The sequence below is a fragment of the Alloalcanivorax xenomutans genome (assembly GCF_900217905.1).
Lineage (GTDB): Bacteria > Pseudomonadota > Gammaproteobacteria > Pseudomonadales > Alcanivoracaceae > Alloalcanivorax > Alloalcanivorax xenomutans.
Genome location: NZ_OBMO01000013.1, coordinates 94,806 through 119,791, shown reverse-complemented (window position 1 = coordinate 119,791; position 24,986 = coordinate 94,806). Strand labels below are relative to the sequence as shown.

General features: G+C 62.8%; 22 protein-coding genes. 13 read left to right on the top strand and 9 right to left on the bottom strand.

Annotation, left to right across the window (positions count from 1 at the left end; translation table 11 throughout):
* Positions 1 to 30 precede the first annotated feature (30 nt).
* The 6 genes from CRO06_RS12135 to gatC all read right to left on the bottom strand — a co-directional run bounded on the left by CRO06_RS12135 (position 31) and on the right by gatC (position 6,206).
* On the bottom strand, positions 31 to 846 hold the full coding sequence (locus CRO06_RS12135) for a crotonase/enoyl-CoA hydratase family protein (RefSeq protein ID WP_097058535.1): 816 nt from the start codon (positions 844 to 846) through the stop codon (positions 31 to 33).
* A 22-nt stretch (positions 847 to 868) separates the two neighbouring features.
* On the bottom strand, positions 869 to 1,255 hold the full coding sequence (locus CRO06_RS12130) for a hypothetical protein (RefSeq protein ID WP_097058534.1): 387 nt from the start codon (positions 1,253 to 1,255) through the stop codon (positions 869 to 871).
* A 4-nt stretch (positions 1,256 to 1,259) separates the two neighbouring features.
* Positions 1,260 to 2,612: a S41 family peptidase gene (locus CRO06_RS12125; RefSeq protein ID WP_231504686.1), complete on the bottom strand. Its 1,353-nt coding sequence runs from the start codon at positions 2,610 to 2,612 to the stop codon at positions 1,260 to 1,262.
* 391 nt (positions 2,613 to 3,003) lie between these two features.
* Positions 3,004 to 4,461: an Asp-tRNA(Asn)/Glu-tRNA(Gln) amidotransferase subunit GatB gene (gatB, locus tag CRO06_RS12120; RefSeq protein ID WP_022996280.1), complete on the bottom strand. Its 1,458-nt coding sequence runs from the start codon at positions 4,459 to 4,461 to the stop codon at positions 3,004 to 3,006.
* Positions 4,458 to 5,912: an Asp-tRNA(Asn)/Glu-tRNA(Gln) amidotransferase subunit GatA gene (gatA, locus tag CRO06_RS12115; RefSeq protein ID WP_022996279.1), complete on the bottom strand. Its 1,455-nt coding sequence runs from the start codon at positions 5,910 to 5,912 to the stop codon at positions 4,458 to 4,460. The genes gatB and gatA overlap by 4 nt, the downstream gene beginning before the upstream one ends.
* 6 nt (positions 5,913 to 5,918) lie before the next feature.
* Entirely contained in the window at positions 5,919 to 6,206 is a 288-nt protein-coding gene (gene gatC / locus CRO06_RS12110) for an Asp-tRNA(Asn)/Glu-tRNA(Gln) amidotransferase subunit GatC (protein WP_022996278.1), read from the bottom strand.
* Positions 6,207 to 6,560: 354 nt separating this feature from the next.
* On the opposite strand from gatC, the gene CRO06_RS12105 reads away from it, so the two are divergent.
* The 9 genes from CRO06_RS12105 to CRO06_RS12065 all read left to right on the top strand — a co-directional run bounded on the left by CRO06_RS12105 (position 6,561) and on the right by CRO06_RS12065 (position 17,492).
* Positions 6,561 to 7,604 carry a rod shape-determining protein gene (locus CRO06_RS12105; protein ID WP_014995922.1) on the top strand — a complete coding sequence of 348 codons (1,044 nt, stop codon included), beginning with the start codon at positions 6,561 to 6,563 and terminating at the stop codon, positions 7,602 to 7,604.
* Between the two features lie 45 nt (positions 7,605 to 7,649).
* Positions 7,650 to 8,528 carry a rod shape-determining protein MreC gene (gene mreC, locus CRO06_RS12100; RefSeq protein ID WP_022996277.1) on the top strand — a complete coding sequence of 293 codons (879 nt, stop codon included), beginning with the start codon at positions 7,650 to 7,652 and terminating at the stop codon, positions 8,526 to 8,528.
* The gene (gene mreD / locus CRO06_RS12095) at positions 8,525 to 9,016 is read left to right on the top strand and encodes a rod shape-determining protein MreD (protein WP_014995920.1); all 492 of its coding nucleotides are present in this window, start codon (positions 8,525 to 8,527) and stop codon (positions 9,014 to 9,016) included. Before mreC ends, mreD begins: the two co-directional genes overlap by 4 nt.
* Before the next feature lie 32 nt (positions 9,017 to 9,048).
* Positions 9,049 to 9,669, top strand: a complete 621-nt coding sequence (locus tag CRO06_RS12090) for a Maf family protein (protein ID WP_035450597.1) — start codon at positions 9,049 to 9,051, stop codon at positions 9,667 to 9,669.
* Between the two features lie 26 nt (positions 9,670 to 9,695).
* On the top strand, positions 9,696 to 13,478 hold the full coding sequence (locus CRO06_RS12085; RefSeq protein ID WP_179746577.1) for a YhdP family protein: 3,783 nt from the start codon (positions 9,696 to 9,698) through the stop codon (positions 13,476 to 13,478).
* Between the two features lie 4 nt (positions 13,479 to 13,482).
* Complete coding sequence (locus tag CRO06_RS12080; RefSeq protein ID WP_097058532.1) at positions 13,483 to 14,331, top strand: carbon-nitrogen hydrolase family protein; 849 nt, start codon at positions 13,483 to 13,485, stop codon at positions 14,329 to 14,331.
* Complete coding sequence (gene tldD / locus CRO06_RS12075) at positions 14,318 to 15,763, top strand: metalloprotease TldD (protein ID WP_097058531.1); 1,446 nt, start codon at positions 14,318 to 14,320, stop codon at positions 15,761 to 15,763. The genes CRO06_RS12080 and tldD overlap by 14 nt, the downstream gene beginning before the upstream one ends.
* Positions 15,764 to 15,834: 71 nt before the next feature.
* Positions 15,835 to 16,302, top strand: coding sequence for a cyclic nucleotide-binding domain-containing protein (locus tag CRO06_RS12070; RefSeq protein ID WP_022996272.1), 468 nt, complete (start codon positions 15,835 to 15,837; stop codon positions 16,300 to 16,302).
* A 5-nt stretch (positions 16,303 to 16,307) separates the two neighbouring features.
* Positions 16,308 to 17,492: an MFS transporter gene (locus CRO06_RS12065; RefSeq protein WP_022996271.1), complete on the top strand. Its 1,185-nt coding sequence runs from the start codon at positions 16,308 to 16,310 to the stop codon at positions 17,490 to 17,492.
* A 100-nt stretch (positions 17,493 to 17,592) separates the two neighbouring features.
* On the opposite strand, the gene yjgA is transcribed toward CRO06_RS12065, so the two are convergent.
* Positions 17,593 to 18,132, bottom strand: coding sequence for a ribosome biogenesis factor YjgA (gene yjgA / locus CRO06_RS12060; RefSeq protein ID WP_026948582.1), 540 nt, complete (start codon positions 18,130 to 18,132; stop codon positions 17,593 to 17,595).
* Between the two features lie 66 nt (positions 18,133 to 18,198).
* Between yjgA and pmbA the strand changes: the two genes are divergently transcribed.
* The 4 genes from pmbA (at position 18,199) to CRO06_RS12040 (ending at position 23,671) form a co-directional block, all read left to right on the top strand.
* Positions 18,199 to 19,554, top strand: a complete 1,356-nt coding sequence (pmbA, locus tag CRO06_RS12055) for a metalloprotease PmbA (RefSeq protein ID WP_097058530.1) — start codon at positions 18,199 to 18,201, stop codon at positions 19,552 to 19,554.
* A gap of 65 nt (positions 19,555 to 19,619) precedes the next feature.
* Complete coding sequence (locus tag CRO06_RS12050) at positions 19,620 to 20,549, top strand: BPSS1780 family membrane protein (protein ID WP_097058529.1); 930 nt, start codon at positions 19,620 to 19,622, stop codon at positions 20,547 to 20,549.
* Between the two features lie 90 nt (positions 20,550 to 20,639).
* Positions 20,640 to 22,343 carry a molecular chaperone HscC gene (locus CRO06_RS12045; protein ID WP_244902821.1) on the top strand — a complete coding sequence of 568 codons (1,704 nt, stop codon included), beginning with the start codon at positions 20,640 to 20,642 and terminating at the stop codon, positions 22,341 to 22,343.
* Complete coding sequence (locus CRO06_RS12040; protein ID WP_097058527.1) at positions 22,343 to 23,671, top strand: RDD family protein; 1,329 nt, start codon at positions 22,343 to 22,345, stop codon at positions 23,669 to 23,671. Before CRO06_RS12045 ends, CRO06_RS12040 begins: the two co-directional genes overlap by 1 nt.
* A 147-nt stretch (positions 23,672 to 23,818) precedes the next feature.
* Here the strand turns inward: CRO06_RS12040 and CRO06_RS12035 are convergent, their stop codons facing one another.
* Together CRO06_RS12035 and rapZ are read right to left on the bottom strand one after the other, a co-directional pair.
* Entirely contained in the window at positions 23,819 to 24,088 is a 270-nt protein-coding gene (locus tag CRO06_RS12035; protein WP_097058526.1) for an HPr family phosphocarrier protein, read from the bottom strand.
* The gene (rapZ, locus tag CRO06_RS12030; protein WP_097058525.1) at positions 24,085 to 24,939 is read right to left on the bottom strand and encodes an RNase adapter RapZ; all 855 of its coding nucleotides are present in this window, start codon (positions 24,937 to 24,939) and stop codon (positions 24,085 to 24,087) included. The genes CRO06_RS12035 and rapZ overlap by 4 nt, the downstream gene beginning before the upstream one ends.
* Positions 24,940 to 24,986 lie beyond the last annotated feature (47 nt).

The following is a 24,986-nucleotide window of genomic DNA, read 5'->3' as shown; positions in this document are numbered from 1 at the left end:
TATTTTTCTGGTTGTTACGCTATATAAAACTCAGTAATCCCGCTGTCGCGGCCCGAACCGCGGTGTTTCCTTCTTGAAATTGGCGTTCATTGCCGTGCGTTGATTACGGCTGCGCAACAGTTTGAACTGCAGCCGGGATTCGCCCAGAAAGGCCTGTTCCTCCGGGGCATTCCAAGTGTCATGGAACAAGGCCTTGGCGGCACTGACGGCATCCGGGGACCGTTCCAGCAGCGCCTCGGCCAGTTCCCGGGCGGCCTGCTCAGGCGTCTCGGAAACCCGGGTGACCAGGTGCAGGCGCTCCGCCTCAAGGGCGTCGAAGCGGCGGCCGGTCATGGTCAGTTCCTTGGCCACGTCCAGGGGTAACAGCTCGCGCAGGGTGACGGTGCCGGTCATGTCCGGGATCAGTCCCCATTTGATTTCCATTACCGAGAATTCGCAATCCGGCGTGGCGATACGGAAGTCCGCGGCCAGCGCCAGTTGCAGGCCGCCGCCGTAGCAGTAGCCATGCGTCACCGCGATGACCGGCATGGGTAATTGCCGCCAGGCCCAGCAGGCTTGCTGGAACAGATTGGTTTTCTTGATGCCGAAGCGGGTGAAGGCGAGCAGCATCTTCATCGGAGTCTTGGTGACGCGGCCAAAATCCAGGCCGGCGCAGAATGCTTTGCCATCCCCCTTCAGAATGACCACCCGCACCTGGCGGTTCTTCCTCAGTTTTTTCGCGCAATCGACCAAGGCCTGAAGCATCTCCAGATCCAGGCCATTGTATTTTTCCGCCCGCGCCAGGGTGACGGTGGCGACGTGGCCGGCGATGTCCAGGGTCAGACGATCCCGAAAAATGTCGGTCATGGTGGTGCTCTCCTATCGCTGGTCAGCGGCCGGGGGCAGGGATGCAGGAGGCTTTCACCATCTCCCATCGTTTACCGTCGCCAAGCCGTTCCAGCCAGCAGCGTTCGTTATCGAGCAATAGCTGGAAAGTCTCCGGCCGTTGCAGGTTCCGACCATTCAGCGGCGGATGCCTCAAATCCCGAGGCGAAGCGCGCTCGATCACCAGCAGGCTGTCTCGCGTGAGCGCGTCATCGGCCAACAGGACCGGTCTATCCGCCGACAGGGCGTCCCGGATCTTTTCCCGCAGTTCCTTGTGGTCCGCTTCCGTGCCGGACAGCAGCGCCGGAGTGTCGCCGCCCGCCGGTTGTGACTGGCAGGCACAGAGCAGTACCAGAATGCCCAGTGCCAGTGTTGTTTTCGCAGGGCTCATGGTATCACCGGGTCGGAGTCATTATGCGGTTTTCGCGCCACGGTGCCTTGTGGACACGGCCATCGCCGATGGGCGGCGCGGTCAACGATTGGCGCAAGGACTGGCGGCTCGCCGATGGTTGGCAATACCCATTGTCGATGTAGTGCAGCGCCGTGGCCAGGCGTGCTTCATCGATGTCGCCAAGATCATGATCGTAATCGTCCGCCACCTGGCAACCCTGCACTCCGGCCTGGCCGTTGTCGTTACCGGGTACGAAGCCGTCCGGGTAATCACCGAAGCCCTTGGCATTGACGCCCTGGAACTGGATCGTGAAGTAGGTGGTGCCGCAATTGTCGGTGGGATAGAACCCGTAGGGTTTGCCGCAGGTGCGATCGCCGATCTGAATCACCTCAACATTCACTCCGCGTAACCCGTTGATGAGGGATTCGCTGGCGGAGCAAGTAGTGGCGCCAGTGAGTACGAACACTCGCGGCAGGTTCAGACTGGGCAACGGCTCTTCGGCCGGAACCGAGAAGCCCAGGGTGATGTTGTAGAACGGTGTCGCAGTCAGGGGCTGGCCTGTGACCGGGTTGGTTTGCGGATGCTGATCATTGAACCGGGAGATTTCGAAAGCCTGACCGGCGGTCTGTTCAGGACCGGCGATCATGTATGAAAGCTGACTGGCCAGCGCCAGATAACCTCCGCCGTTATAGCGCAGGTCCAGTACCAGATCGTCGATGCCATTGCCTTGTTGCAACTGCTCAACAGCGTCCCTTAGCGCTTTCTCCGCGGTGGCGATGTGGTCGTTGAACAGCATGTAGCCCACTCGTTTGCCGCCGGTGCTGGTCAGCACTTTTACTTTCTGTACCGGCTCGGAGGTGATGGCTTCGGCGGTAAGCATGATGGTATGCAGGCTGTCATCGGGATATGCGAACTTGAACTCATGTTGCTCGTCTTCTTGGGTGGGAAACAAGCCCGCGTTCAGCGTATCCACGTCATTGCTCCATTCCATGCTGACGCCGTCGACGGACAAAATCCGGGCACCTCGTGGCGGCAGGCCGGGGCGGTCTTGCTGATCGTGATAGGCCACCCGCACGTCCCGTGGCAGGTCGGGATCGACGATCACCCACTGCATGCCGTAACCCAGTGCCACGCCGGATTGGGATTGCGCGTTCCATTCGTCGCTGGGCATGGTGAAATGAAATTGATCCTTCGGCGTGCCGCTGGCGGTGATGGCTTCCGTTTTCAACAGGTCGAAATAAGCCAGCGGGTTATCGTAATTGCCAGGATTGCGATCCAGGATCTCGTCGTACCAGAGATAGGTCTCGTGGCTCCAGGCGCGCAACCAGTTGTTTTCATCCAGGACTGATCCCGCCACATCGGGGTACTGGTTGCCGCCGCGCGGTCTGAGGCACTGATTGGCGAATTGGCCGGCGTCAGCGAACTGGCCGGCTTGCCAGGTAGTTGCCGGGCTGCTTGAGCCACCACCGCCACCTCCTCCGCACGAGGAAAGAAGGACGAGGGCAGACAATAGTGTGGCGTAACGAAAACCTTCCATGGTGATTTCCTTATTATCGTGTTGTTGTGTGGGCGCCGGGGCGGCCCATCCCGGGCCGCAGCGTAAACCGGTTCCTGTGACGGTTTGATTAAGGAACCTCTGAAAACACTCCGTCATCCCGGGCTTGACCCGGGATCTCCCTCGACAGGGTGCATGGCTCCGTGGAGGGAGATGCCGGATCGAGTCCGGCATGACGTTTTTCAACGGCTCCTCAGCCGTTCAGCTTTTGTTGCAGCAGTTGGTTCAGTTGCTGGGGATTCGCCTTGCCCTGCGTGGCCTTCATCGCCTGACCGACGAAGAAGCCGATCTTTTTCTTCCGTTTGGCTTCATCGGAGCCACGGTAGTCCTCCACTTGTGCCGGGTGGTTGGCGATGATGTCATCGACGATCTTTTCCAACTCGCCGGTGTCACTCATCTGTTTGAGGCCTTTGCTCTCGATGATTTGATCCGGGCTGCCCTCGCCGGCCCAGCAAGCGTCGAAGACCTGCTTGGCGATCTTGGAGCTGATGGTGCCGTCCTTGATGCGCAGGATCAGTTCGCCAAGATGCCCGGCGCTCACCGGGCTTTGCGCGATGCCGATGTCATCGGTGTTGAGACGCGCGGTCAGTTCGCCCATCACCCAGTTGGCCGCCAGCTTGGCGTCGCCGCCCTGTTTGGCCGCCGCTTCGAAGTAGGCTGCGGTGGCGAGATCGGCGGAGAGCAGGTCGGCGTCGTATTCGGAGAGCGCGTAAGTTTCAACGAAGCGTGCTTTGCGGGCGTCCGGCAGTTCCGGCAGCGCGTCGCGCAGTTCGTTGATTTCCTCTTCACTGACCAGAACCGGCAGCAGGTCCGGGCAGGGGAAGTAGCGGTAATCGTTGGCGTCTTCCTTGCTGCGCATGGCGCGGGCAGTGTTGGTTTCGCCGTTGTACAGGCGTGTTTCCTGCACCACTTCGCCGCCGTCCTCGAGCACATCGATCTGCCGTTCCACTTCCAACTTGATGGCTTTTTCCATGAACCGGAACGAGTTCAGGTTCTTGGTTTCGGTGCGCGTACCCAGTGGTTCGCCGGGACGGCGTACGGAGATGTTCACATCGAAACGCATGTTGCCCTGGGACATATCGCCGTCGCTGATGCCCAGGGAGGTGACGATGGCGTGCAGCTTGCGGGCGAAGGCCACGGCTTCTTCCGCGTTGCTCATGTCCGGTTCGGAGACGATCTCGATCAGCGGCGTGCCGGCGCGGTTCAGGTCGATGCCAGTCATGGCTCGCCCGGTTTCGTCGGAGAACGCTTCATGCAGGGATTTGCCGGCGTCTTCTTCCAGGTGGGCGTGGTGGATGCGCACACTCTTGCGAGTACCGTCCTCCAGTTGCAGCTCGACCACGCCGGCGCCGACGATGGGCTCGGCCAGTTGGGTGGTCTGATAGCCCTTGGGCAAATCCGGATAAAAATAATTTTTCCGTTCGAACACTGACCGGCGGCCGATTTCCGCGTCAATGGCCAGGCCGAAGCGGATTGCGTGACGGATTGCTTCACGGTTGACCACCGGCAGAGTGCCGGGCATGGCCAGATCAATCAGACTGGCGTTGCTGTTCGGTTCGTCGCCGGTGCGGGTGCTGCTGGCGGAGAACAGTTTGGAGGCGGTGGCCAGTTGCACGTGCACTTCCAGGCCGATGACGGTTTCCCAACTCATGCGAACGCTCCCGGAATCCGTTGATGCCAGTCGGTGGCCAGTTGATAACGATGGGCCACGTTGAGGATGCGGCCCTCCTGGAAGTAGTTGCCGATGACCTGAGTGCCCACTGGCAAGCCGTTGACGAAACCACTGGGCATGGACAGTGCCGGCAGCCCCGCCAGGTTGACGGCGATGGTGAAGACGTCGGCCATGTACATGTTGATCGGGTCATCCACCTTGGCGCCGATCTTGAATGCGGTCTCCGGGCTGGTTGGCCCCATGATCACGTCCACCTCGGCGAAGGCGCGGGCGAAGTCGTCGCGGATCAGGCGGCGGACCTGCTGGGCGCGGCGGTAATAGGCGTCGTAGTAGCCGGCGGACAGGGCGTAGGTGCCGACCAGAATGCGGCGTTTGACCTCTTCGCCGAAGCCCTCGGAGCGGGAACGCTTGTACAGATCCAGCAGATCCACCGGATCGTCACAGCGGTGACCGTAGCGCACGCCATCAAAGCGGGACAGGTTGGAGCTGGCCTCCGCCGGCGCGATCACGTAGTAGGCCGGCACCGACAGTTTGATGCTCGGCAGCGACAGCGGTACCAGTTTGGCGCCCTGCTTTTCCAGCTCCCGCAGAGCGTCGCGGCTGTTTTCGGCAATGGCGTTGTCCAGAGTGTCCGGGAAGAATTCTTCCGGAACGCCGATCCTGAGACCCTCCAGATTCTGGTTCAGGTCGCTGAGATAGTCGCCCACCGGCTCGTCCAGGCTGGTGGAATCCTTGTCGTCGTGGCCGGCCATGGCGGCCAGCATCAGCGCGCAGTCGGCGGCGCTCAGCCCCATCGGGCCGGCCTGATCGAGGCTGGAGGCGAAAGCGATCATGCCCCAGCGCGATACCCGGCCATAAGTGGGCTTCAGGCCGGTGACGCCGTTCAGTGCCGCCGGCTGACGGATGGAACCGCCGGTGTCGGTACCGGTAGCGGCCGGAGCCAGGCGCGCGGCCAGAGTGGCGGCGGCGCCGCCGGAGGAACCGCCGGGCACCCGCTCCTGGTCCCAGGGGTTCTTCACCGGGCCATAAAAGCTGGTTTCGTTGGAGGAGCCCATGGCGAACTCGTCCATATTGGTCTTGCCCAGCATCACCGCGCCTTGCGCCGCCATCTTCTCCACCACGGTGGCGGTGTAGGGGGCGATGAAGTTGTCCAGCATGCGTGAACCGCAACTGGTGCGGACGCCTTCGGTACAGAAGATGTCCTTGTGGGCCACGGGCAGGCCGGTAAGCAGTCCACCCTCGCCCCGGGCGAGGGTGGCGTCGGCGGCATCGGCCTGGGCCAGGGCCTGCTCCTCGGTGACGGTGATCAGACTGTTGAGCTCACCGTCGAATTGCCGGATGCGGCGCAGAAAGTGTTCGGTCAGCTCGCGGGAGGAGAATTCCCGGGCAGCCAGGCCGGCTCTGAGTTCGGTCAGGGTCTTGGTATGCATGGCGTCTTATTCAATGACTCGGGGGACCAGGAAACAGCCCTCTTCGGTGGCCGGGGCGATCGGCATGACCCGTTCGCGCACGTCCGGTTCGGTAACTTGGTCGTCGCGTAGCGGTTGACTCACATCCAGAGGGTGAGCCAGGGGAGCAACCCCATCCACATTGGCCTGCTGCAATTGGTCCACCATGGCGAGAATGTCATTGAGCCGTTCGCTCAGCGCCGCGGTCTCGTTGTCGTCCACTTGCAGGCAGGCCAGGTGGGCGACTTGAGCGACCACCTTGGAATCAATAGCCATGGTTCTCTCCGTTGTTCTCTTCGCAAGAATCAGCACAGCCCGGTATCAGCACGCCGTGGCGTCGGCACGGGATCGGAAATCGGCTTCAGGAAGGCGCAAAAAGTACCACAGACCGGCCTCGGGGAGCCACTGAACCGGTATCCGGGAGGGGTAAATCCAGGCGCATGCCCCGGTGATAGCGGATGATCGCCTCCCGGCGGGACCAGAAGAGGGGCGTTGATGGCGCTTCCGCCGATCCGCCGGCCTTGCCGGATGGGCCCGCCGTTGCTAGAGTTGCGCCATCTTGCCGTCGCCTGTGAAAACGGGATCAAGACGGCGCTTTCCTCTCGACGAGACTTCAGGAAACTGGCCAGGATGTCCGTTATCAAACGTATTCGGGGGATGTTTTCCACCGATCTTTCTATTGATTTGGGGACCGCCAACACGCTGATCTATGTGCGTGGTCGGGGTATTGTCCTCGATGAGCCCTCGGTGGTGGCGATTCGTCATCACGGTGCCCAAAAGAGCGTGGCCGCGGTTGGCGCCGACGCAAAACGGATGTTGGGTCGTACTCCCGGCAACATTACCGCCATTCGTCCGATGAAGGACGGGGTGATCGCCGATTTCGACGTCACCGAGAAAATGCTCCAGTACTTTATCAAAAAGGTGCATGACACCGGCTTTTTCCCGCCGGCGCCCCGGGTGCTGGTTTGTGTGCCTTGCAAATCCACGCAAGTGGAGCGCCGGGCAATTCAGGATTCCGCCTACGGCGCCGGGGCCCGTGATGTGTTCCTGATCGAAGAGCCCATGGCCGCCGCCATCGGTGCCGGCCTGCCGGTGGAAGAGGCGCGTGGCTCCATGGTGGTGGATATCGGCGGGGGCACCACCGAAATCGCCCTTATTTCCCTGAACGGCGTGGTCTACTCCGAGTCCGTGCGCATTGGCGGTGACCGTTTCGATGAGGCCATCGTCGCCTATGTGCGCAAGGAGTACGGTTCACTGATCGGTGAATCCACCGCGGAACGCATCAAGCACGAAATCGGTACCGCTTATCCCGGTGGCGAGGTGCTGGAAATCGACGTTCGCGGACGCAATCTGGCGGAAGGGGTGCCGCGCCAGTTCACCCTCAATTCCGAGGAAATCCTGGAAGCGCTCAAGGAGCCGCTGGCCGCCATCGTCAATGTGGTGCGCAATGCCCTGGAAGCCTCGCCTCCGGAACTGGCTTCCGATATCGCCGAACGGGGCCTGGTGATCACCGGTGGTGGCGCGCTGCTGCGTGATATCGACCGGCTGCTCAGCGAGGAAACCGGCCTGCCGGTGATCATTGCTGATGATCCGCTGACGTGCGTGGCGCGCGGCGGTGGCAAGGCCCTGGAAATGATGGATACCCACGGGCTTGATATGCTGGCCATGGGTTAATCGACCGGCGCCGCCAAGGCGCCAGTGTCCTGGTAACCGACGGCCATGTCCTCTTCCAACCCAACTTACCGTCTTCTCATCGCGTTGGTGCTTGCCGTGGTGTTGATGGTGCTCGACCAGCGCACACCGTGGGCACAGCCGATCCGCTACGTGTTCGGCTACCTCACCGCGCCGGCTCAGTACCTGGCCCATCTGCCGGTGGATACCGCCCGTTTCGTTTCACGCCAGACCCAGAGCCGCGCCGAACTGCTGGAAGATCAGGAGCGCCTGAACCGTCAGGTGCTGATTCTGGAACAGCGGGTGCAGAAACTGGCGGTACTGGAGGCGGAAAACACCCGCTTGCGCGAGCTGTTGAACTCCTCGGCGAGCCTGGAAGGGTCGGTGCTGGTGGCGGAGATCATCGGTCTGGATCCGGACCCCAACCGCCAGGAAATCGTGATCAACAAGGGTGCCCGCGAGGGTGTGCGCCGTGGTCAGGGTGTGCTGGAAGCCCAGGGGCTGATCGGGCAGGTGGTGGAAGTGGGGCCGCTGGCTTCGCGGGTGCTGCTGATCACCGACGCCAGCCATGCCATGAGTGTGCAGGTCAACCGTAACGGGGTGCGCGCGATTCTGGCTGGTACCGGCCAGGGCAATACCCTGCGTCTGCTGTACGTGCCGGATACAGCCGATGTGCAACAGGGCGATTTGCTGGTGAGCACCGGCCTGGGGCAACTCTATCCCCGCGGCTATCCGGTGGCCGAGGTGGTCAGTGTGGATCACCGCTCCGGCGCCGCCTTCGCCGACATCCTGGCTCGCCCCAAGGCCCAGATTGATCGCGCCAGTCACGTGCTGCTGGTGGAATCCAAACCGGTGGAACCCGCCCCCGCCGATCAGGACGAACAAGGGGACGCGCCGCCGGATGGAGCGGAGGAGGAAGGCCAATGAGCAAGGAGAAACCGGCCGGCACCGGCGTGATCCTGGTGACGCTGTTCCTCGCCGGTCTGCTGGAGGTGGTACCGCTGCCCGAGGACCTGAACTGGTTGCGTCCGGACTGGCTGTTGCTGGTGCTGATGTACTGGGTACTGGCGTTGCCGCATCGGGTCGGCGTGCTGTGGGGCTTCGTGGTCGGGCTGTATCACGATGTGCTGGTGGGCACCACGCTGGGTCAATGGGCTCTGGCCTATAGCCTGGGGGCCTACTTCATGTTGGCCGCCTACAAGCGTATGCGTGTCTTTCCGGCTTTGCAGCAAACCGCGGTGGTGTTCCTGTTGGTCGGCTCCTCGAATCTGCTAGCCTATCTGGTGCAGGAATCCGTGGGGCGCGCTTATTATCCTCCCTATACGATCCTTTACAGTACGCTGGCCAGCGCGGTGCTGTGGCGGCCGATCGTGGCCGCGCTGCGCTGGGTGCAGTTGCGTTTTCTGGTGCGCTGAGAACGGATCGACCAGGCCGATGGCAGGACGACATGACGGACGTTGTTTTACCTCAGCGGGGGACGCCGCTGTTTCTCGCTTCCGGTTCGCCCCGGCGGGCGGAGTTGTTGACCCAGGTGGGCGCCCGCTTTACCCGCCTGCCGGCTCCGGGCGTGGACGAAACACCCTTTCCCGATGAACCTCCCGAGCAGTACGTGATCCGTTTGGCCCGCGCCAAGGCCGGCGCCGGTGAGGGTTTGCGCGCGTCGCCCGGTGCGGTGCTCGGCGCGGATACCGCGGTGGTGCTGGAGGAGCGCATTCTCGGCAAGCCCGTCGATGATGAGGATGCCCTGGCCATGATCGATGCCCTGTGCGGCCGGGAACATCGGGTGCTCAGCGGGGTCTGCGTGTTGTATCAGGGCGAGGCGCGCACGGCCATGTCGACAACCCGGGTAAGGTTCCGGGAGCTCACCGCGGCTCAGCGGCGGGCCTATGTGGCCCACGGAGAAGGCCGGGACAAAGCCGGTGCCTACGGCATACAGGGGCTGGGTGCCGCGCTGGTGGCGTCCCTGGCCGGCAGTTACAGTGGGGTGGTGGGACTGCCCCTGGAGCAGACCCTTCCTCTGCTGGAATGGGCGGGGGTTCCCTACGGTATCTCCGTGCCCGCCGAATAGGGCGCGAAGGTGGTGACGAGGCCAAGGTGAGCAGAAAAAACGACAGGCACGGACATGCCTTCTGGCGCGACTGGCTATGGTGGCTGGTGGCCATTCCACTGGTGTTGCTGGCGGTGTACGTGGTCGCCATGCGGCAGTTCATGGCGGTATTGCCGGAATACCGGACACAGCTGGAAACGCTGGTGGCGGAGCGCTTTGGCACCGACATCAAGATCGACCGCCTGGAAGGCGAGATGGAAGGGCTGTCACCGCGCATCCGGCTGTTCGGGCTGAGTCTGCCGGCGGTGGAAGGCGGGTCTCCACTGACCCTGGATCGGGTGGACGTCAGTGTTCGGGTTCTGGCCTCGCTACTGACCCGGGAACCCCGCCTCAACGAACTGCGTGTCGAAGGCGTGGATCTGCATCTGGTTCGTGACGAGCAAGGCCGGATCCGTCTGCGTGGTCTGGAGGCTTTCGAGGGCGGTGAGCCGCAATGGGACCGCTGGTTGTCGCTGCTCTATCACCAATACCGTATTGTCATCGACGACGCCCGCTTCTCTCTGGAATGGCCGGATTTGCCGCCGCTGGCATCGTCTTTGCGTCTGGCGCTGGTCAACCATGGCGACCAGCACCGTCTGGCGGTGAAGCTGGAGGCCCGTGACCGTCCCTTTTCCGTGGACGGGCGGCTGCGTCTGGACGGCAACCCGCTGCGCTGGGAGCAGGTGAATGCCGGTGCCTATTTGTCGTTGGATGGAGAGCGGCTGGAGGAGTGGCTGCCGGACACCCGTGAGTGGCCTCTGGACCTGCAGAATCTGCAGGGCAAAACGCAATTGTGGCTGGAGGTCAGGGATGGCCGCCCCACCAGCGGCAGTGCCCGTCTTTCGGCGCCACGATTGGTGCTCACCGATGGCGAAACGCCCTGGGCGATCAGCGACCTGAATCTGGACGCGCGCTTCCGCTACGACCCGCAACAGGGGGGAGAGGTGGTGCTCTCCAACGTGCGGGGTGAAACGCCAGCGGGTGATCTGGCCCCAGGGCCGTTGGCGGCATCCTGGCGTGAGCCAGGAGAAGGCCAGGCACGATCATGGGCGGCCCGTGGTGAACGGCTGCGCTTGCAGGCGCTGGCACGGCAACTGGCGCAGTGGCCATTCGCATGGCCGGCATCGATCTCGCCGCTCCGGCAAAAGCTCGAGGCATTCCAACCCCAGGGACAGTTGCGGAGCCTGTATCTGACCGGTGAGGGCACGGCTTGGCGTTCACTCCAGGCTCGCTTCAGCGACCTGCAGGTGCGGGCGGTGGATAAACTGCCTGGCGTCTCGGGTCTCAACGGCTGGCTGACGGCCACGCCGGAGGGGGGCTTGGTGGATCTGCGGGGCGACACGGTTGGCCTGATGCTGCCGGAATTCTATGACCATGCCCTGGAAGCGGCTTTCACCGGTGCGCTGCGCTGGTCGCTGGAAGATCAATCCTGGACGTTGGACAGCGGCGCGATACGCGCCCGCAATCCGGATGCCCGGGGCGTGGCCATGGTCCGGGTGCGGGGCGGGGCGGAACAAATCCCTGAATTGCGGCTGCTGGCGGATCTGTTCGACGGCGACGGTGCTCGCGCCAGTCATTATATTCCGCTTGGGCGTCTGCCCGACGGTCTTGGCGACTGGTTGGGCCAGGCGTTCCGGGGGGGGCATCTGGATCATGGCCAGTTCCTATACCGGGGGCCGGTGAAAATCGAACGCGAGCGCCAACAGGATCGCACCTTCCAGATGCGCTATCAGGCCCGGGATGTTGCCCTGTCATTCCTGCCCGACTGGCCGGTGGCCACCGCCGCGGACGCGGACGTGCTGGTGGACGGACGGCGTCTGGTGGCCACCGCCGGCAGCGGTACTTTGCTCAACAGTCAGATCAGCCAGGTGGCGGTGGATATTCCCGAGCAGGGCGGTCAATTGGTGGTGCAGGGCAAGGTCAGCGGTCCGGCCGCGGATGTTGATCGCATTTTCCATGACACGCCGCTGGCCGCCACCCTGCCGAAGGAACTGCTGGATTGGCGCTTTCGCGAGGGCCAGGTGCAGGGGCATCTGCTGCTGGATGTGCCGCTCAAAAAAGGTGAAGGGCGGCAGGTCACAGTGGTGGCGGATGGCAGCGCGAGCGGTGTTACCGTGGCCAATGAGGCGCGTCGGCTGACCCTGACCGGGGTGGCCTCGCCGGTGCACTTTCACAGCCGCAATGGATTGAATCTGCCGGATCTCAAGGGGGAAGGGCTGGGGGGCCGCTTCAGCGGCGCCTGGACCACCCGAGACGCTGACAGCCGTCTGGTATTAACCGGTGGTTTACCGGCGGCGCGGTTGCGGCAATGGCTGGGTTTCGACTGGCTCTCCCCGGTATCCGGGACCGTGCCGGTGGAGATGACCATGACCATGCCCTGGCGTGGGCGAGGCTTCCATCTGGAGGCTTCGTCATCGCTGCAGGGGGTGGTCGTGAACGCGCCGGCGCCGCTGGGCAAATCAGCGGATACCCGCCGCCGGCTGTGGCTGAGTCTGGATCCGGAACGGCAGGATCTGCGTTTGGAGTACGCCGGCGTTGGCCGTGGCCGGATCCGTATCGGCGATCCGGTGGCCGGGGTGATCCGGCTGGGCGAGGGGGATCTGCCGAACATGCCGTCCCGGGGTGTGACTTTCCTGGGGCATGTGGACCGGGCCGATGCCAATGCCTGGATGGAGTTTATCGGCAGCCTTGCCGGCGGCGGCGCCGGTGGCGGACAGAATGCCCTGGTCAACCGGGCGGTGTTCAATGTTGGCGAGTTGACGCTGGCGGGACAGCGGTTCCGGCAGGTCCGTTTTTCCGCCATGCCGGCGGGTTCCGGTTGGGAACTGGGGTTGTTGGGGGATCAGGTGGCGGCCTCGCTGCGGGTTCCCGGCGGCTTCCAGGCACGGGGTCAACGGCCGTTGCAGTTGACGGTATCCCGTCTGTACTTGCCGGAGGGGGCCACGGGTGGGAACGATGGCGGTGCCGGCAAAGCGCCGATTGCCCCTTCCACGCTGCCGCCGCTGGACGCGACGATCAGCGATTTGCGGTTGGGGGACCAGCAACTGGGCGAATGGAGCGGCAACCTGCGCCCGGTGGACGGTGGCGTGCACATCAGCGGTTTGCGCGGCGGTTGGCGTCGTATCAGCCTGGACGGTGCTCTGACCTGGACCGGCGATGACCGTACTCAGCACACGCGCTTCCAGGGCGCGTTGGCCTCAGAGGACCTGGGTAAGGCGTTGTCCGCCTGGGGATTGCCGCCGCTGGTGGAGAGTAAGGACGCCCGCGCTTCGCTGAACCTGTCCTGGAACGGCTGGCCGTTGGCTCCGCCGCCGCTGGGGCTGCAAGGCCAGGTGAACCTCGATATCGGTGAATGCCGGATCCCGGACACAGACTCGCGCACCTCTATTTTACGCGTGCTGGGTATTCTGAATATCGGTACGCTGCAGCGCCGCCTGCGGCTGGATTTCTCCGACCTCTATAAAAAGGGCCTCAGCTGCGACGCCCTGACGGGCGACTTCCAGTTCCAGGGAGACCGGGTCACCACCCAGAATTTGCACATCGATTCTCCGTCGGCGGCGTTCCAGGTTTCCGGGCAAGTGAATCTGGCGGAGCAGACCTTGAATAACCGGGTCGCCATGACCTTGCCCATTTCCAGCAATCTGTACGCCGGTTGCCTCGCCGGTCCGGCGGTGTGTGCCGGGGTTTTCGTGGTGGAGCGGCTGTGGGGTGATAAGCTGGACAAGACCACCACCATGCAATATCAGGTTTCGGGCCCCTGGAAAGAGCCCCGGGTGACGGAAGCGGAGTGAGGCGATGAGTGACCTGATCACCGTGGCCGCGGTGCAGATGACCAGCGGCAAGGTGCTGACGGACAACCTGCGCGCAGCGGAAGCGGGCCTGGAGCGGGCCGCCGCCGGTGGCGCCCGCCTGGCGCTGTTGCCGGAAAACTTCGCCGGTTACGGCGTCAATTATCGCGAGCTGGCGGCACGGTATGACGACCTGCTGGCATGGCTGGGGGAGCAGGCGCGGCGTCATCAACTGTATCTGGTGGCCGGCAGTCTGCCGGCGCTATACCGCCCGGATGGCAGTGAAGTACCGGCGCCGCGGGTGCGTACACGCAGTGTGTTGCTGGGACCGGATGGCGCGGTGATCGCCGGCTACGACAAGCTGCATCTGTTCGATGTGGATGTGCAGGACAGTCAGGGGCGGTACCGGGAGTCGGAGGTATTCGAGCCCGGCGATGCCGTGGTCACCGCGCCGGCCGCCGGCCTGACCCTGGGCATGGCGATCTGTTACGACCTGCGTTTCCCGCTTCTGGCCCGGGCCTTGGTGGCGCGCGGTGCCGAGTTATTGATTTACCCCAGTGCGTTCACCGCCACCACCGGTGCCGCGCACTGGGAATTGCTGATGCGCGCTTGCGCGGTGCAAAACGGTTGCTACGTGCTGGGCGCCAACCAATGCGGCCAGCACAGCGAGAAACGGGCGAGTTTTGGTCATTCCATGCTGGTGGACCCATGGGGTAGGGTGGTCGCCCAAGCTGGCGGCGAGCCCTCGGTGGTTCTCGGCGATATGGACCGCGCGACTCTTACGCAGGTGCGTTCCGCGTTGCCGGTGCACCAGCATCAACGATTCACGGTGGAAAGTTTCTATGATCTCCGATGAGCGCTTTACCCTGGCGGCGGATATTCTGCTGACGCCGGCGGAGCTGGCCCCTGACCAGTTGCAGGCCCTGCTGGGCGGCAAGCTGGCCGGACAGGCGGATTACGCCGACATCTACTTTCAGCACAGCCGCCATGAGGCCTGGGTGCTGGAAGACGGGCTGGTGCGCGACGCCAGCTTCAATCTGGAACGCGGTGCCGGCGTGCGTATCGTCATCGGTGATAAGACCGGCTTTGCCTACAGCGATGATATTTCCCTGGACACCCTGACTCAGGCCGGCAACGCCGCCGCCGCGATCGGGCGTCAGGGCAGCAGCAAGGCGGTGCGTGTGCAAGGCGGCCGGGCCATGACCGAGCGTTATGCGCCGCTGGATCCACTGCCGGTCTGGAGCAGCGAACGTAAAGTGGCGGTGCTGCAGGAGATGGACCGGCTGGCGCGGTCGCTGGATCCGGCGGTGAAGGAAGTCACCGTCAGCCTCAGCGGTGTGCAGGACGTGATTCTGGTGGCCGCCACCGATGGCACCCTGGCGGCGGATGTGCGGCCGCTGGTGCGTTTCAATATTTCGGTGATCGCCGAGCGCAACGGCCGTCGCGAACGGGGCAGTGCCGGAGGCGGCGGCCGGGTGTCCTACCAATGGCTCGAACAGGACGGGCGCATGGAATCCTGGACCCGTGACGCGGTGCGGCAGGCGCTGGTGAATCTGGAAGCGGCGCCGGCGCCGGCCGGCGCCATGCCGGTGGTGCTGGGTCCCGGCTGGCCCGGGGTGTTGTTGCACGAGGCCGTGGGGCACGGTCTGGAAGGCGACTTCAATCGTAAGGGGACGTCCATGTTCGCCAGCCGAATGGGACAAAAAGTGGCGTCGGATCTGTGCACGGTGGTGGATGATGGTACCTTGCCGGATCGCCGTGGCTCGCTCACCGTGGACGATGAAGGCACACCCAGCGGCTACAACGTGCTGATCGAGAAGGGCGTGCTCACCGGCTACATGCAGGACAAGACCAATGCCCGCCTTATGGGCGTGGCGCCCACTGGCAATGGCCGCCGGGAGTCCTATGCCCACCTGCCCATGCCACGCATGACCAACACTTACATGCTGCCGGGCGAATCCGATCCCGAGGAAATACTGGCGAGCCTGGATCGCGGCATTTACGCGGTGAACTTCGGCGGTGGTCAGGTGGACATCACCTCCGGTCGGTTCGTGTTCTCCACCAGCGAAGCGTATCTGGTGGAAAAAGGAAAAATCGTTTGTCCGGTCAAGGGCGCCACGCTGATCGGCAGTGGCGCGGAGGTGATGAGCCGGATCTCCATGGTCGGCAATGATCTGGCCCTGGATACCGGCATTGGTGTATGCGGTAAGGAAGGTCAGTCCGTACCGGTGGGTGTGGGGCAGCCGACCTTGCGGGTGGACTCCCTGACGGTCGGCGGTACCGCCTGAGAAGAACATAAGAGACAGAAGCGGGGGGAGCCCGTCCGGGCTGGTGGAGTTGTACAGCAGGGAGTAGGGGAATGCCGAGCATTCCATTGTCGCAATTGTTGTCTCATATGCGGTTGTTCGATGGTCTGGAAGCCGAAGAACTGGCCGTGGTGGAAAAACTGGTGTTCGTGAATCGGGTAAAAGCGGGGGAAACCGTCTGTCGGGAAGGGGATCACAGCGACTTTGTCTGTTTCGTCGCCAGCGGCCGTCTCGACATCGTCAAACATCATGCCGAGCAGGGCGAGGTAGTCATTGCTCAGCTCAAGCCCGGTGATTCGCTGGGTGAAATGGCACTGGTGGATCAACAGCCCCGTTCCGCCACCGTGCGGGCGGTGGAGAATTCCGCTTTGGTGGTGCTCACCCGCAAGGGGTTTGAGCAGCTGCGCCGGCGGCGTCCCCGGGCGGCGGCGGTGATCATGGAGAACATTGCCTTGGTGTTGTGCACTCATCTGCGTCAGACCTCGTCCCGGCTGGCGCGTTTCATGCTGCCATTGGGTTAGAGGGGATGACCGCGCTCAATAGCGGACAGGGGCGCCGCCTGCCGCTGCCGTTGTTTCTCGTTGCCCTGTTGCTGATCGCTCTGAACCTGAGGGTGGGGATCGTCGTGATCGGCCCCCTGGCCAATGGCATGGGGGAGGATCTGGCTCTCAGCGGTGGTGCCTTGGGGCTGCTGACCACGTTGCCGTTGCTGTGCTTTGGCGCGCTGTCGATTTTCTCGCCCCGTTTCGCCGAGCGCTGGGGGCTGGAAACGGTCCTGCTGACCGCGCTGTGGCTGCTGTTCCTGGGGTTGGTGTTGCGACTGTTTGGCAGCTATTTCTGGTTGCTGGCGGGCACGGCGTTGCTGGGTGCCGCCATCGCCGTCATGAATGTGCTGATCCCGAGTCTGGTGCGCGGCCGTTTCCCTCACAAGGTGGCGGCGCTGACCGCGCTTTATTCGGTCACCATGACCCTGGGAGCGGCTTCCGCCGCTGGTATGGCGGTGCCGGTACGGGATGCCTTCGGTGGTGACTGGCGCTATCCGCTGGCGGGGTGCGCGCTGGTGGCTCTGGCCGGTGCTATCGGTTGGTGCTTCATGCTGCCATACCGGACTCCCGCCGCGTCCGGCAAGGCGCCGTCATTGGGATTGTGGCGTAATCCCCGCGCCTGGGTGTTCAGTGTCTTCTTTGGTTTGCAGAGCCTGTTGTACTACAGCCTTACCGCCTGGCTGGCGACGGTGTTCGTTGATGCCGGTATGAGCGAGGCCCGGGCGGGGGAATTGCTGACCCTGTTCAATCTGTCCGGTATGCCCGCCAATTTCTGCGCGCCGCTGTTTTTCGCGCGCATGCGTAATCGGCGTCTGGCCATGGTGCTATTGCACGTGCCGCTGCTGATCAGTGTCCCGGCGTTGATGATCGCGCCAACCAGCCAGCCGGTACTGTGGGTGGTGCTGCTCGGCCTCGGGCAAGGTTCGATGATCAGTACCGGTTTGACGCTGATCGCACTGCGCGGCGCCGACGCCCGGGCTGCTGCCGGCCTGTCCGGGCTGTGTCAGTCCGTGGGCTACCTGCTGGCGGCTTTGGGGCCGGTGACTCTGGGATTGCTGCACGACGCCGCTGGTAACTGGCGGATACCGCTGATGCTGCTGTCGGCTCTGCTGCTGGTGCAGTTTGTCGCCGCTGTGCTGTCCGCCGATGGCGAGCCGATTGGCTGACGTTGAATTCGCCAGCAAGCCAGCTCCCACGGCGGCTCCGTGGCTTCTCTCTGTGGGAAGCTGCCTTGGCAGCGAATCAAGATGTGGATGTGCCAGCCAATCAGTACAAAGGCGCGTTTCTTTCCAGATCGTTGAGAGCGCTCAGAAAGCGCTTGCGCTCGCGCTTGAAGCGTTCACGTTGCTCCTGTTCAGCGGCGCCGGGATCGTCCAGACGCGCCTTGATCAGATTGCGTGCCTGATTGCGCAGCGCCTGGCGGTCCGCCCGCGGATAGAACTCGAGGATCTGCTGAATCACCGGTTCCGCTTCCTTGGCTGAAGCCGCCGCCACGACCTGCTCGGTCCACTGCAGCAGGCGCTGCTGCCGTACCGGGTCCTTGAGCGCGGCCAGGGCGGAGAGAATGGCATCGGTTTCGGCATCACGGATCAGGCGGCCGACAAACAACGCATGACGGCGTTGGGCATCGGCGTTGGTGATGCGGCGGGCCTCTTCCAGTGCCCGCCGCAACGGGTCATTGAGCGGCAGCCGCGCCTGTTGCGCCGGTTTCAGCGCCATGATGTCCAGCCCGGTCTGCTGCAGCTCCGACATTTCCTGTTTGAGCTGCGTTTTGCTGGGAGGTAGGGGCTCGTTATACTCGGTCATTGTTTATGGGAGCCGGTCCGCCGCGACACGAACGCTCCGCCATCAAGCTGAAGGAAACCCTATTTTATGTCCGATCACCCCCGTCCGTCAGCCGATCTCGGCCCAAACCAGTTGAATGCGGCCAAGGACACCGTGGCTTTTGTACTGGAAGAAGCGCACCGGCAGGGCGCCAGCAATGCGGAAGTCGGCTTGTCTCTGTCCCAGGGGTTGTCGGTGGACGTCCGCCTCGGTGAGGTGGAAACGGTGGAGTTCCATCGCGACCGGGGCGTGTCGGTGACGGTGTACTTCGGCCATCGCAAGGGGCAGGCCAGCACTTCGGATGACCGCCGCGAAAGCCTCTGCGACGCGGTGCGCGCGGCCTGCGCCATTGCCCGCCATACCGAGGAGGATCCCCACGCGGGTATCGCCGATGCCAGCCTGCTGGCGGATCAGGTGCCGGATCTGGATTTGTATCACCCCTGGACCTTGACCACTGACCAGGCCATCGAACAGGCGCGGCGGTGTGAGGCGGTGGCTCGTGATGATGCCCGCATCGTCAATTCCGAGGGGGCCTCTCTCAGCACCGGCGCCAGTCTGTACGTGTTGGGCACCAGTGCTGGTTTTCTGCAAGGTTTCGCCGGCACCCATCACAGCCGCAGTTGCGCGGTGGTGGCTCAGGATGAGGCCGGCATGCAGCGGCAATTCTGGTACGACAGCGGCCGGCGCGCGGAACGGCTGGCCAGTCCGGAGCAGGTCGGCGAAAAGGCCCGTGAGCGTACATTGGCGCGGCTGGGGGCCGAGGTGCCCGTCACCGGCGAGTTTCCGCTGCTGTTCTCGGCGGAAATGGCGAGTGGACTGATTGGCCATTTGATCGGCGCGATCAGCGGCGGCTCACTGTACCGGCGCGCCTCTTTCCTGTGTGACGCACTCGGCTCCCGGGTGTTGCCCGAGGGCTTCCGTTTGGGGGAGCGGCCGTTGATGGCGGCCGGTAACGGTTCCACCCCTTTCGATGGCGATGGGCTGCCCACCCGGGACCAGGATTTCATCGAGGATGGCGAGCTCAAAGGCTATGCCCTGGGTCTGTATGCGGCTCGCCGGCTGGGAATGTCACCCACCGGTAACGGAGGTGGAGTACATAACGTCATTCTGAGCGACACCGGGGAAAGCCAGGAAGCTCTGTTGCGCCGCCTGGGAACGGGAATTCTGGTCACCGAAGTGATGGGACAAGGTGTGAACCTCGTCACAGGAGACTATTCTCGCGGCGCCGCGGGATTCTGGGTGGAAAACGGGGTTATACAGCGACCATTGCAAGAGTTTACTATTGCCGGAAATCTGAAGGACATGTTCGGAGGCGTTCTGGGCAGTGGCACGGATGTGGATCGAAGGGGGAATATCCACTGTGGTTCGTTACTGTTGTCGCCCATGAAAGTCGCCGGGCGCTAGCTGTTTTTCGTCTTTCAGAATGATTATTCACTGTTTGGCTTAACCAAGGACAAGGAGCATACATTATGGAATCCAATAATCCATATCAGGGGCCCAGCGCGGATGTGCTGGTGACACAGGCGGGATCGGGAACGGTAGGGCAGGCGCAGAAGCGGCCGGTCGGGAACGGTGGTGCCTGGTGGGCACAGGCTTGGCAGATCGTGCGTCAGAACAAGTTGATGTGGGCATTGGCCACTTTCGTTTTCCTGCTGATTTTCATGGCCATCGGTTTGATCACCGCGTTCATTCCTTTTATCGGCACTTTCATCCCCACCCTGTTCGCGCCGGTATTCGTGGTCGGCTTGTATTTCATTGCCCACAGGGTACGTGAGCAAAACACGTTTTCCTTCGGTGACCTTTTCGTCGGATTTTCCAATCAGACCGGGCCGCTGTTCATGGCCGGTCTGGCGCAGATCGTGGCGATGCTGGTCTTTTTTGTTCTGATCGGCATTCTTGGCGCCCTGTTCTTTGGCAGTGAACTGATGATGATGTTCAGCTCCTTTGCCGACCCCTACGCCGCGCCCATGATGAACCCGGCCTTTGGCGTCGCCAAGATGATCCTGTTCGGCCTGGTCTCTCTGTTGTTGATCATTCCCTACATGGCGGCGATCTGGTTCCAGGTGCCTTTGGTGTTCTTCGGGCAGCGCAATGCGTTCGCGGCCATGGTGGAAAGCTTCACCGCGGTATTCCGTAATTTCCTGGCCATGCTGTGGTACGGCATCATCGGCTTCCTGATTTTCCTGGTGCTGGGTATCGCGGCGGCGATCATTGTCGGAGTGATTACCGGGGTGCTCGGACAAGGTGTGATCAGCGGTATTCTGATGTTCGTGTTCGGTGTGGTGATGCTGTTGGTGATGTTGGTGCTGATGGCTCTGTACTCCGCCACCATCTATTGCTCGTTCCGCGATATCTTCGAGTTGGGTGAAGCCGCGCCGCGGCAGCCTGCCTCTGTCTGATTCGCTCAGCACGACATTGCCCGGTGCTTGTCGATACCGGGATCCTCGCCGGGCGGTTTGATACCGCCCGGCGTTCGTTTGAGGATGTGAATGGCGAAAGGAGAGGCCATGGCGATCATCGGTATTGATCTGGGTACCACCAACAGCGCATGTGGTGTGTGGACCGGGCAAGGGGTGGAGCTGATTTCCAACCGGCTGGGCGACGTGCTGACACCGTCCGTGGTGGGCGTCGATGGCAGCGGAGAGATCATGGTGGGCCGCACCGCCCGCCAACGGCTGATTCACCATAGTGATAGAACGGTGGCGGCGTTCAAACGTCTCATGGGCACCGACCACAAGGTGACCCTTGGCGATCAGCGTTTCAGCGCCACCGAGCTGTCCTCCCTGGTGTTGCGCTCGCTCAAGGAAGATGCCGAGACGTACCTGGGGGAGCCGGTGACGGAAGCGGTGATCAGCGTTCCCGCCTATTTCAACGATAACCAGCGCCACGCCACCAAACAGGCGGCGGAGCTGGCGGGACTGACGGTCAGGCGGCTGATTAATGAGCCCACCGCCGCGGCCATGGCTTATGGTCTCCACGAGAAGCAGGAAGGGTTGTTTCTGATTCTCGATCTGGGGGGCGGCACTTTCGATGTGTCGTTGCTGGAATTCTTCGATGGCGTGATGGAAGTGCACGCCAGTGCCGGCGATAACTTCCTGGGCGGTGAGGATTTCGTCGATGCCATGATCGACGATGTGCTGGCCGAACATGAGCTGAGCCGGGACGCCTTGCCGGCCAGTGCGATGCAGAATCTGTACCTGCAAATGGAAGGCGCCAAACGCCGGCTGGGCAATGCTCAGACTCTGAGCCTGAAGCTGGGGGACCGGGAGGTGACCCACGAGGTGACGCCGGAGTGGTTCGCCCGTGTTGTCACGCCTCTGTTGTTGAGAGTGAAGCACCCCATAGAAAGGGCACTGCGGGATGCCAACTTGCATCCTGACAAGGTGGATGACGTGGTCTTGGTCGGCGGCTCCACCCGTCTCGCGTTGTTCCGCTCCACCGTCGGCAAGATGTTCGGCCGGCTGCCGTCCTGTCATCTGGATCCGGATACGGTGGTCGCCGTGGGCGCGACCATCCAGGCCGGCCTGCTGGCGCGGGGGGAAGGGCTGGACGACGTGGTGCTTACCGATGTCTGTCCCTATACGCTTGGCACCGGAGTGATCAATGAGGACAACCCCCGGTTGGGCGATTACTTTCTGCCGATCATCGAGCGCAACAGCGTGGTGCCGATCAGCGTGGAGCGTCATCTGTCCACCGCGTCCGATAACCAAACCAAGATGAAGATCCGGATCTATCAGGGCGAAAACCGTCTGGTGGAGAAGAACGTTTATCTGGGCGAGTTGAGCGTGACGGTGCCCAAGGGGCCGCGTGGACAGGAAAGCGTGATCGTCCGTTACAGCTATGACATGAACGGTCTTCTGGAAGTGGACGTGAAGGTGGAGTCCACCGGCAAGACCTATTATCAGTTGATCGAACATACGCCGGGTGCCTTGAGCGAAGACGACAAGGCAAGATCCCTGCAACGTCTGGCGGTGTTGAAGTTCCACCCCCGGGACGGTGAGGAAAACCGTGCCCTGCTGGCCCGCGGGGAACGGCTGTATGAGTCCAGTCTGGGAGACCGTCGGGAGTTCATCGCTGATCTGATGGGGCGGTTCGAGCAGGTTCTGGACCGGCAAAATCCACTGGACATCGCCCGGGTCCAAAAGGAGGTCAAGGAGGCATTGGACAGCCTGGAAAGTGAGGATTGGTTCTGATGGATCCCTGGCGCGTCCTGGGGCTCGAAGCCACCGAGGATACCCGGGCGGTCAAGCGTGCCTACGCGCGCTTGCTGAAAAGCACCCGCCCGGATGAGCATCCGCAGCAATTCCAGGCTTTGCACGCCGCTTACAAACGTGCCCTGGGCCTTGCCGAGCAACGTGCCCGTGCCGCCGCCGCCGGTGATACGGAGCCGGAAACGGAAACCGCCGGGAAGCGAACGGAGAAGGCATCCACTGCCACGGCCGCCGGGACTCAGCCGATTCCGCCCGAGACACCGGAATGGCCGGCGCCGGTGGTTCCGGATGATCCGCCAGCGGCACCGGTGGAACCTGAGCCGGCGTTCCAGGATCAACCTCCCCCGCCGGCGCGGGACCCGGAGCCGGCCTGGGCCGCGGCACGTGAGCGGGAGGAAGAACGGGAGCCGGAAGAAGACGAGTGGCTGGCGGCCAGTCGTGAACACGAACGGCTGTTGACCCAGTGCCAGGCTTTGCTGGAGCGCGAGGGGCAGCCGGCTGAGGAGAAGGAATGGCGTTTCCTCGCCAACAGTGCCTGGATGCTGGATAGCGCCTTTCACCATGGTTTGGGGGATGCCCTGATGGCGCGGCTGGTGGAACGGCTTCGGCAGCAGGATAACAAGCCGCCTCTGGATGCGGTGATACTGGCTTATTTGAACAGCCTGTTTGATTGGGAAGGGCGTCGTGGCTTGCTGGCGGCCCGTTTTGGCGATACCGCCATGGATCGGGTGTTGGCCCCCCTGGATACGAATTCTTCCGGCGATCAGGCCTTATTACAGGGGTTGCGTGGTGGCAAGGAGACGGTGCCGCCCTCCCGTCAGGCAAACACCGAGCCGGCCCCCGAAACCCTTTATTTCACTGGCATGACCCTGCGTATGGTCGCTATCGTCATCGATCTGCTGGTAGTGGCGGCGCTGTTGGTCATGCCGATATGGGTGGTGAGCATCGTGGTGGCGGATTTCAACGGAACAGGGGGCGACATCAGTCTTGAGTCGTTCATGGGCGTCTTTCTGATACTTGCCGCGCCAGCCTATTTGCTAATGGCGTTGGTCATGGAGGCAGGGCCCGGGCAGGCGACGCCGGGGAAACGGATGCTGGGGCTCAGGGTGACGAGCCTGGAGTTTGAGCGGTTGTCATTTCCGCACAATTTGTGGCGGGTCATGGCGTTCGTGGTGGTCAATGCGCTGACCAGTAAAGTGGTGATCCTGGTGAACCTGTTCCTGAAAGGGAACCTCCTGCACGATCGCGTCAGCCGCAGTTATGTCATCAACTGGGCGCGCAGTCAGAGGGAGCAGAAAGACGAGCAGTAGACCGGGCCACGGAGCCGCTGTGGAAGCCAGCCTGCAAGCGAATTCTTGGAACGTTGCGCATTCGCTTGCAGCGGCCCGTCGCCCGGACAGGCTCCCACAGTAGCCTTGTAGCGAGCCCTCCCAGAACAGGGCCGTGATGTCAGCGCTTTATTCCTCTTCGTCGAAGCGGCGGGCGAACAGGTCGGTGAGTTCCTCCATGGCCGGCTGCTCGTCGTCTCCGTCCACTCGTACTCTGAGGCTGGTGCCCTTGGCGGCGCCGAGCGTAAGCAGGCCCATGATGCTCTTGGCGTCGATCCGGCGCTCGTTGTGAAGCACTTGTATGGTGCAGCTGTAACGCGATGCCACGCTCACCACTTTGGCGGCGGCGCGGGCATGCAATCCCAGTTTGTTGATGATGGTGAGTTCCCTCTCGATCATCCCTCCAGCTCCCGATGCCGCACATGCAAGGGGATGGCTTTATTGCGCAGGCGCTGGGCCAACTGCTCGGCCAGATACACGGAGCGATGGCGGCCACCGGTGCAGCCGATGGCAACGGTAACGTAACTGCGGTCGTTGGCGGCGTAGCTGGGTAGCCAGCGCACCAGAAACTGAAAAATATCGTCGATCAAATCTTCGGTTTCCTGATGAGATTGCAGGAAGGCCGCCACCTTGTCGTCGCGACCGGTCAGGGCCCGCAGATCACCGTGCCAGTGGGGATTGGGCAGCATGCGCACGTCGTAGACCAGATCGGCGTCGTTGGGCAAGCCGTTCTTGAACCCGAACGATTGGATCAGCAGCGACAGTTTGACGTTGCGGCCGGCGACCCGCTGGCGGATCTGATTGCGCAGGGAGTGGACATCCAGAGTGCTGGTGTCGATCACCAGATCCGCGCGCATGCGGATGTCGGAGAGCAGCTCGGCTTCATAGGCAATGGCATCGGCCAGGGTGCGATCATCGCCGCTGAGCGGGTGGGGGCGCCGGGTGGCGCTGAAGCGTTTGAGCAGGGTGCCGTGATCGGCGTCGAGAAAGATGATCTCGGTCTCCACCTGCAATTTGTGCAGTTCCGCCAGGGTGGAAGGGAAGGCCAGCAGTTGCCTCGGCAGGTTACGGGCATCGATGCCCACCGCCACCCGCTCCAGCACCCGGTCCTCGTCATCCAACTGTCCGGCCAGCTGTGGCAGCAGGCCCAGAGGCAGGTTGTCCACGCAGTAATAACCGTGGTCTTCCAGTGCTTGCAGAGCCGTGGTCTTACCGGAGCCGGACCGGCCGCTGAGAATGGTCAGTTTCATGGCGATTGACGCTTTCTTCCCCCAAAAGACGCCCGGGCCGGGGAGAA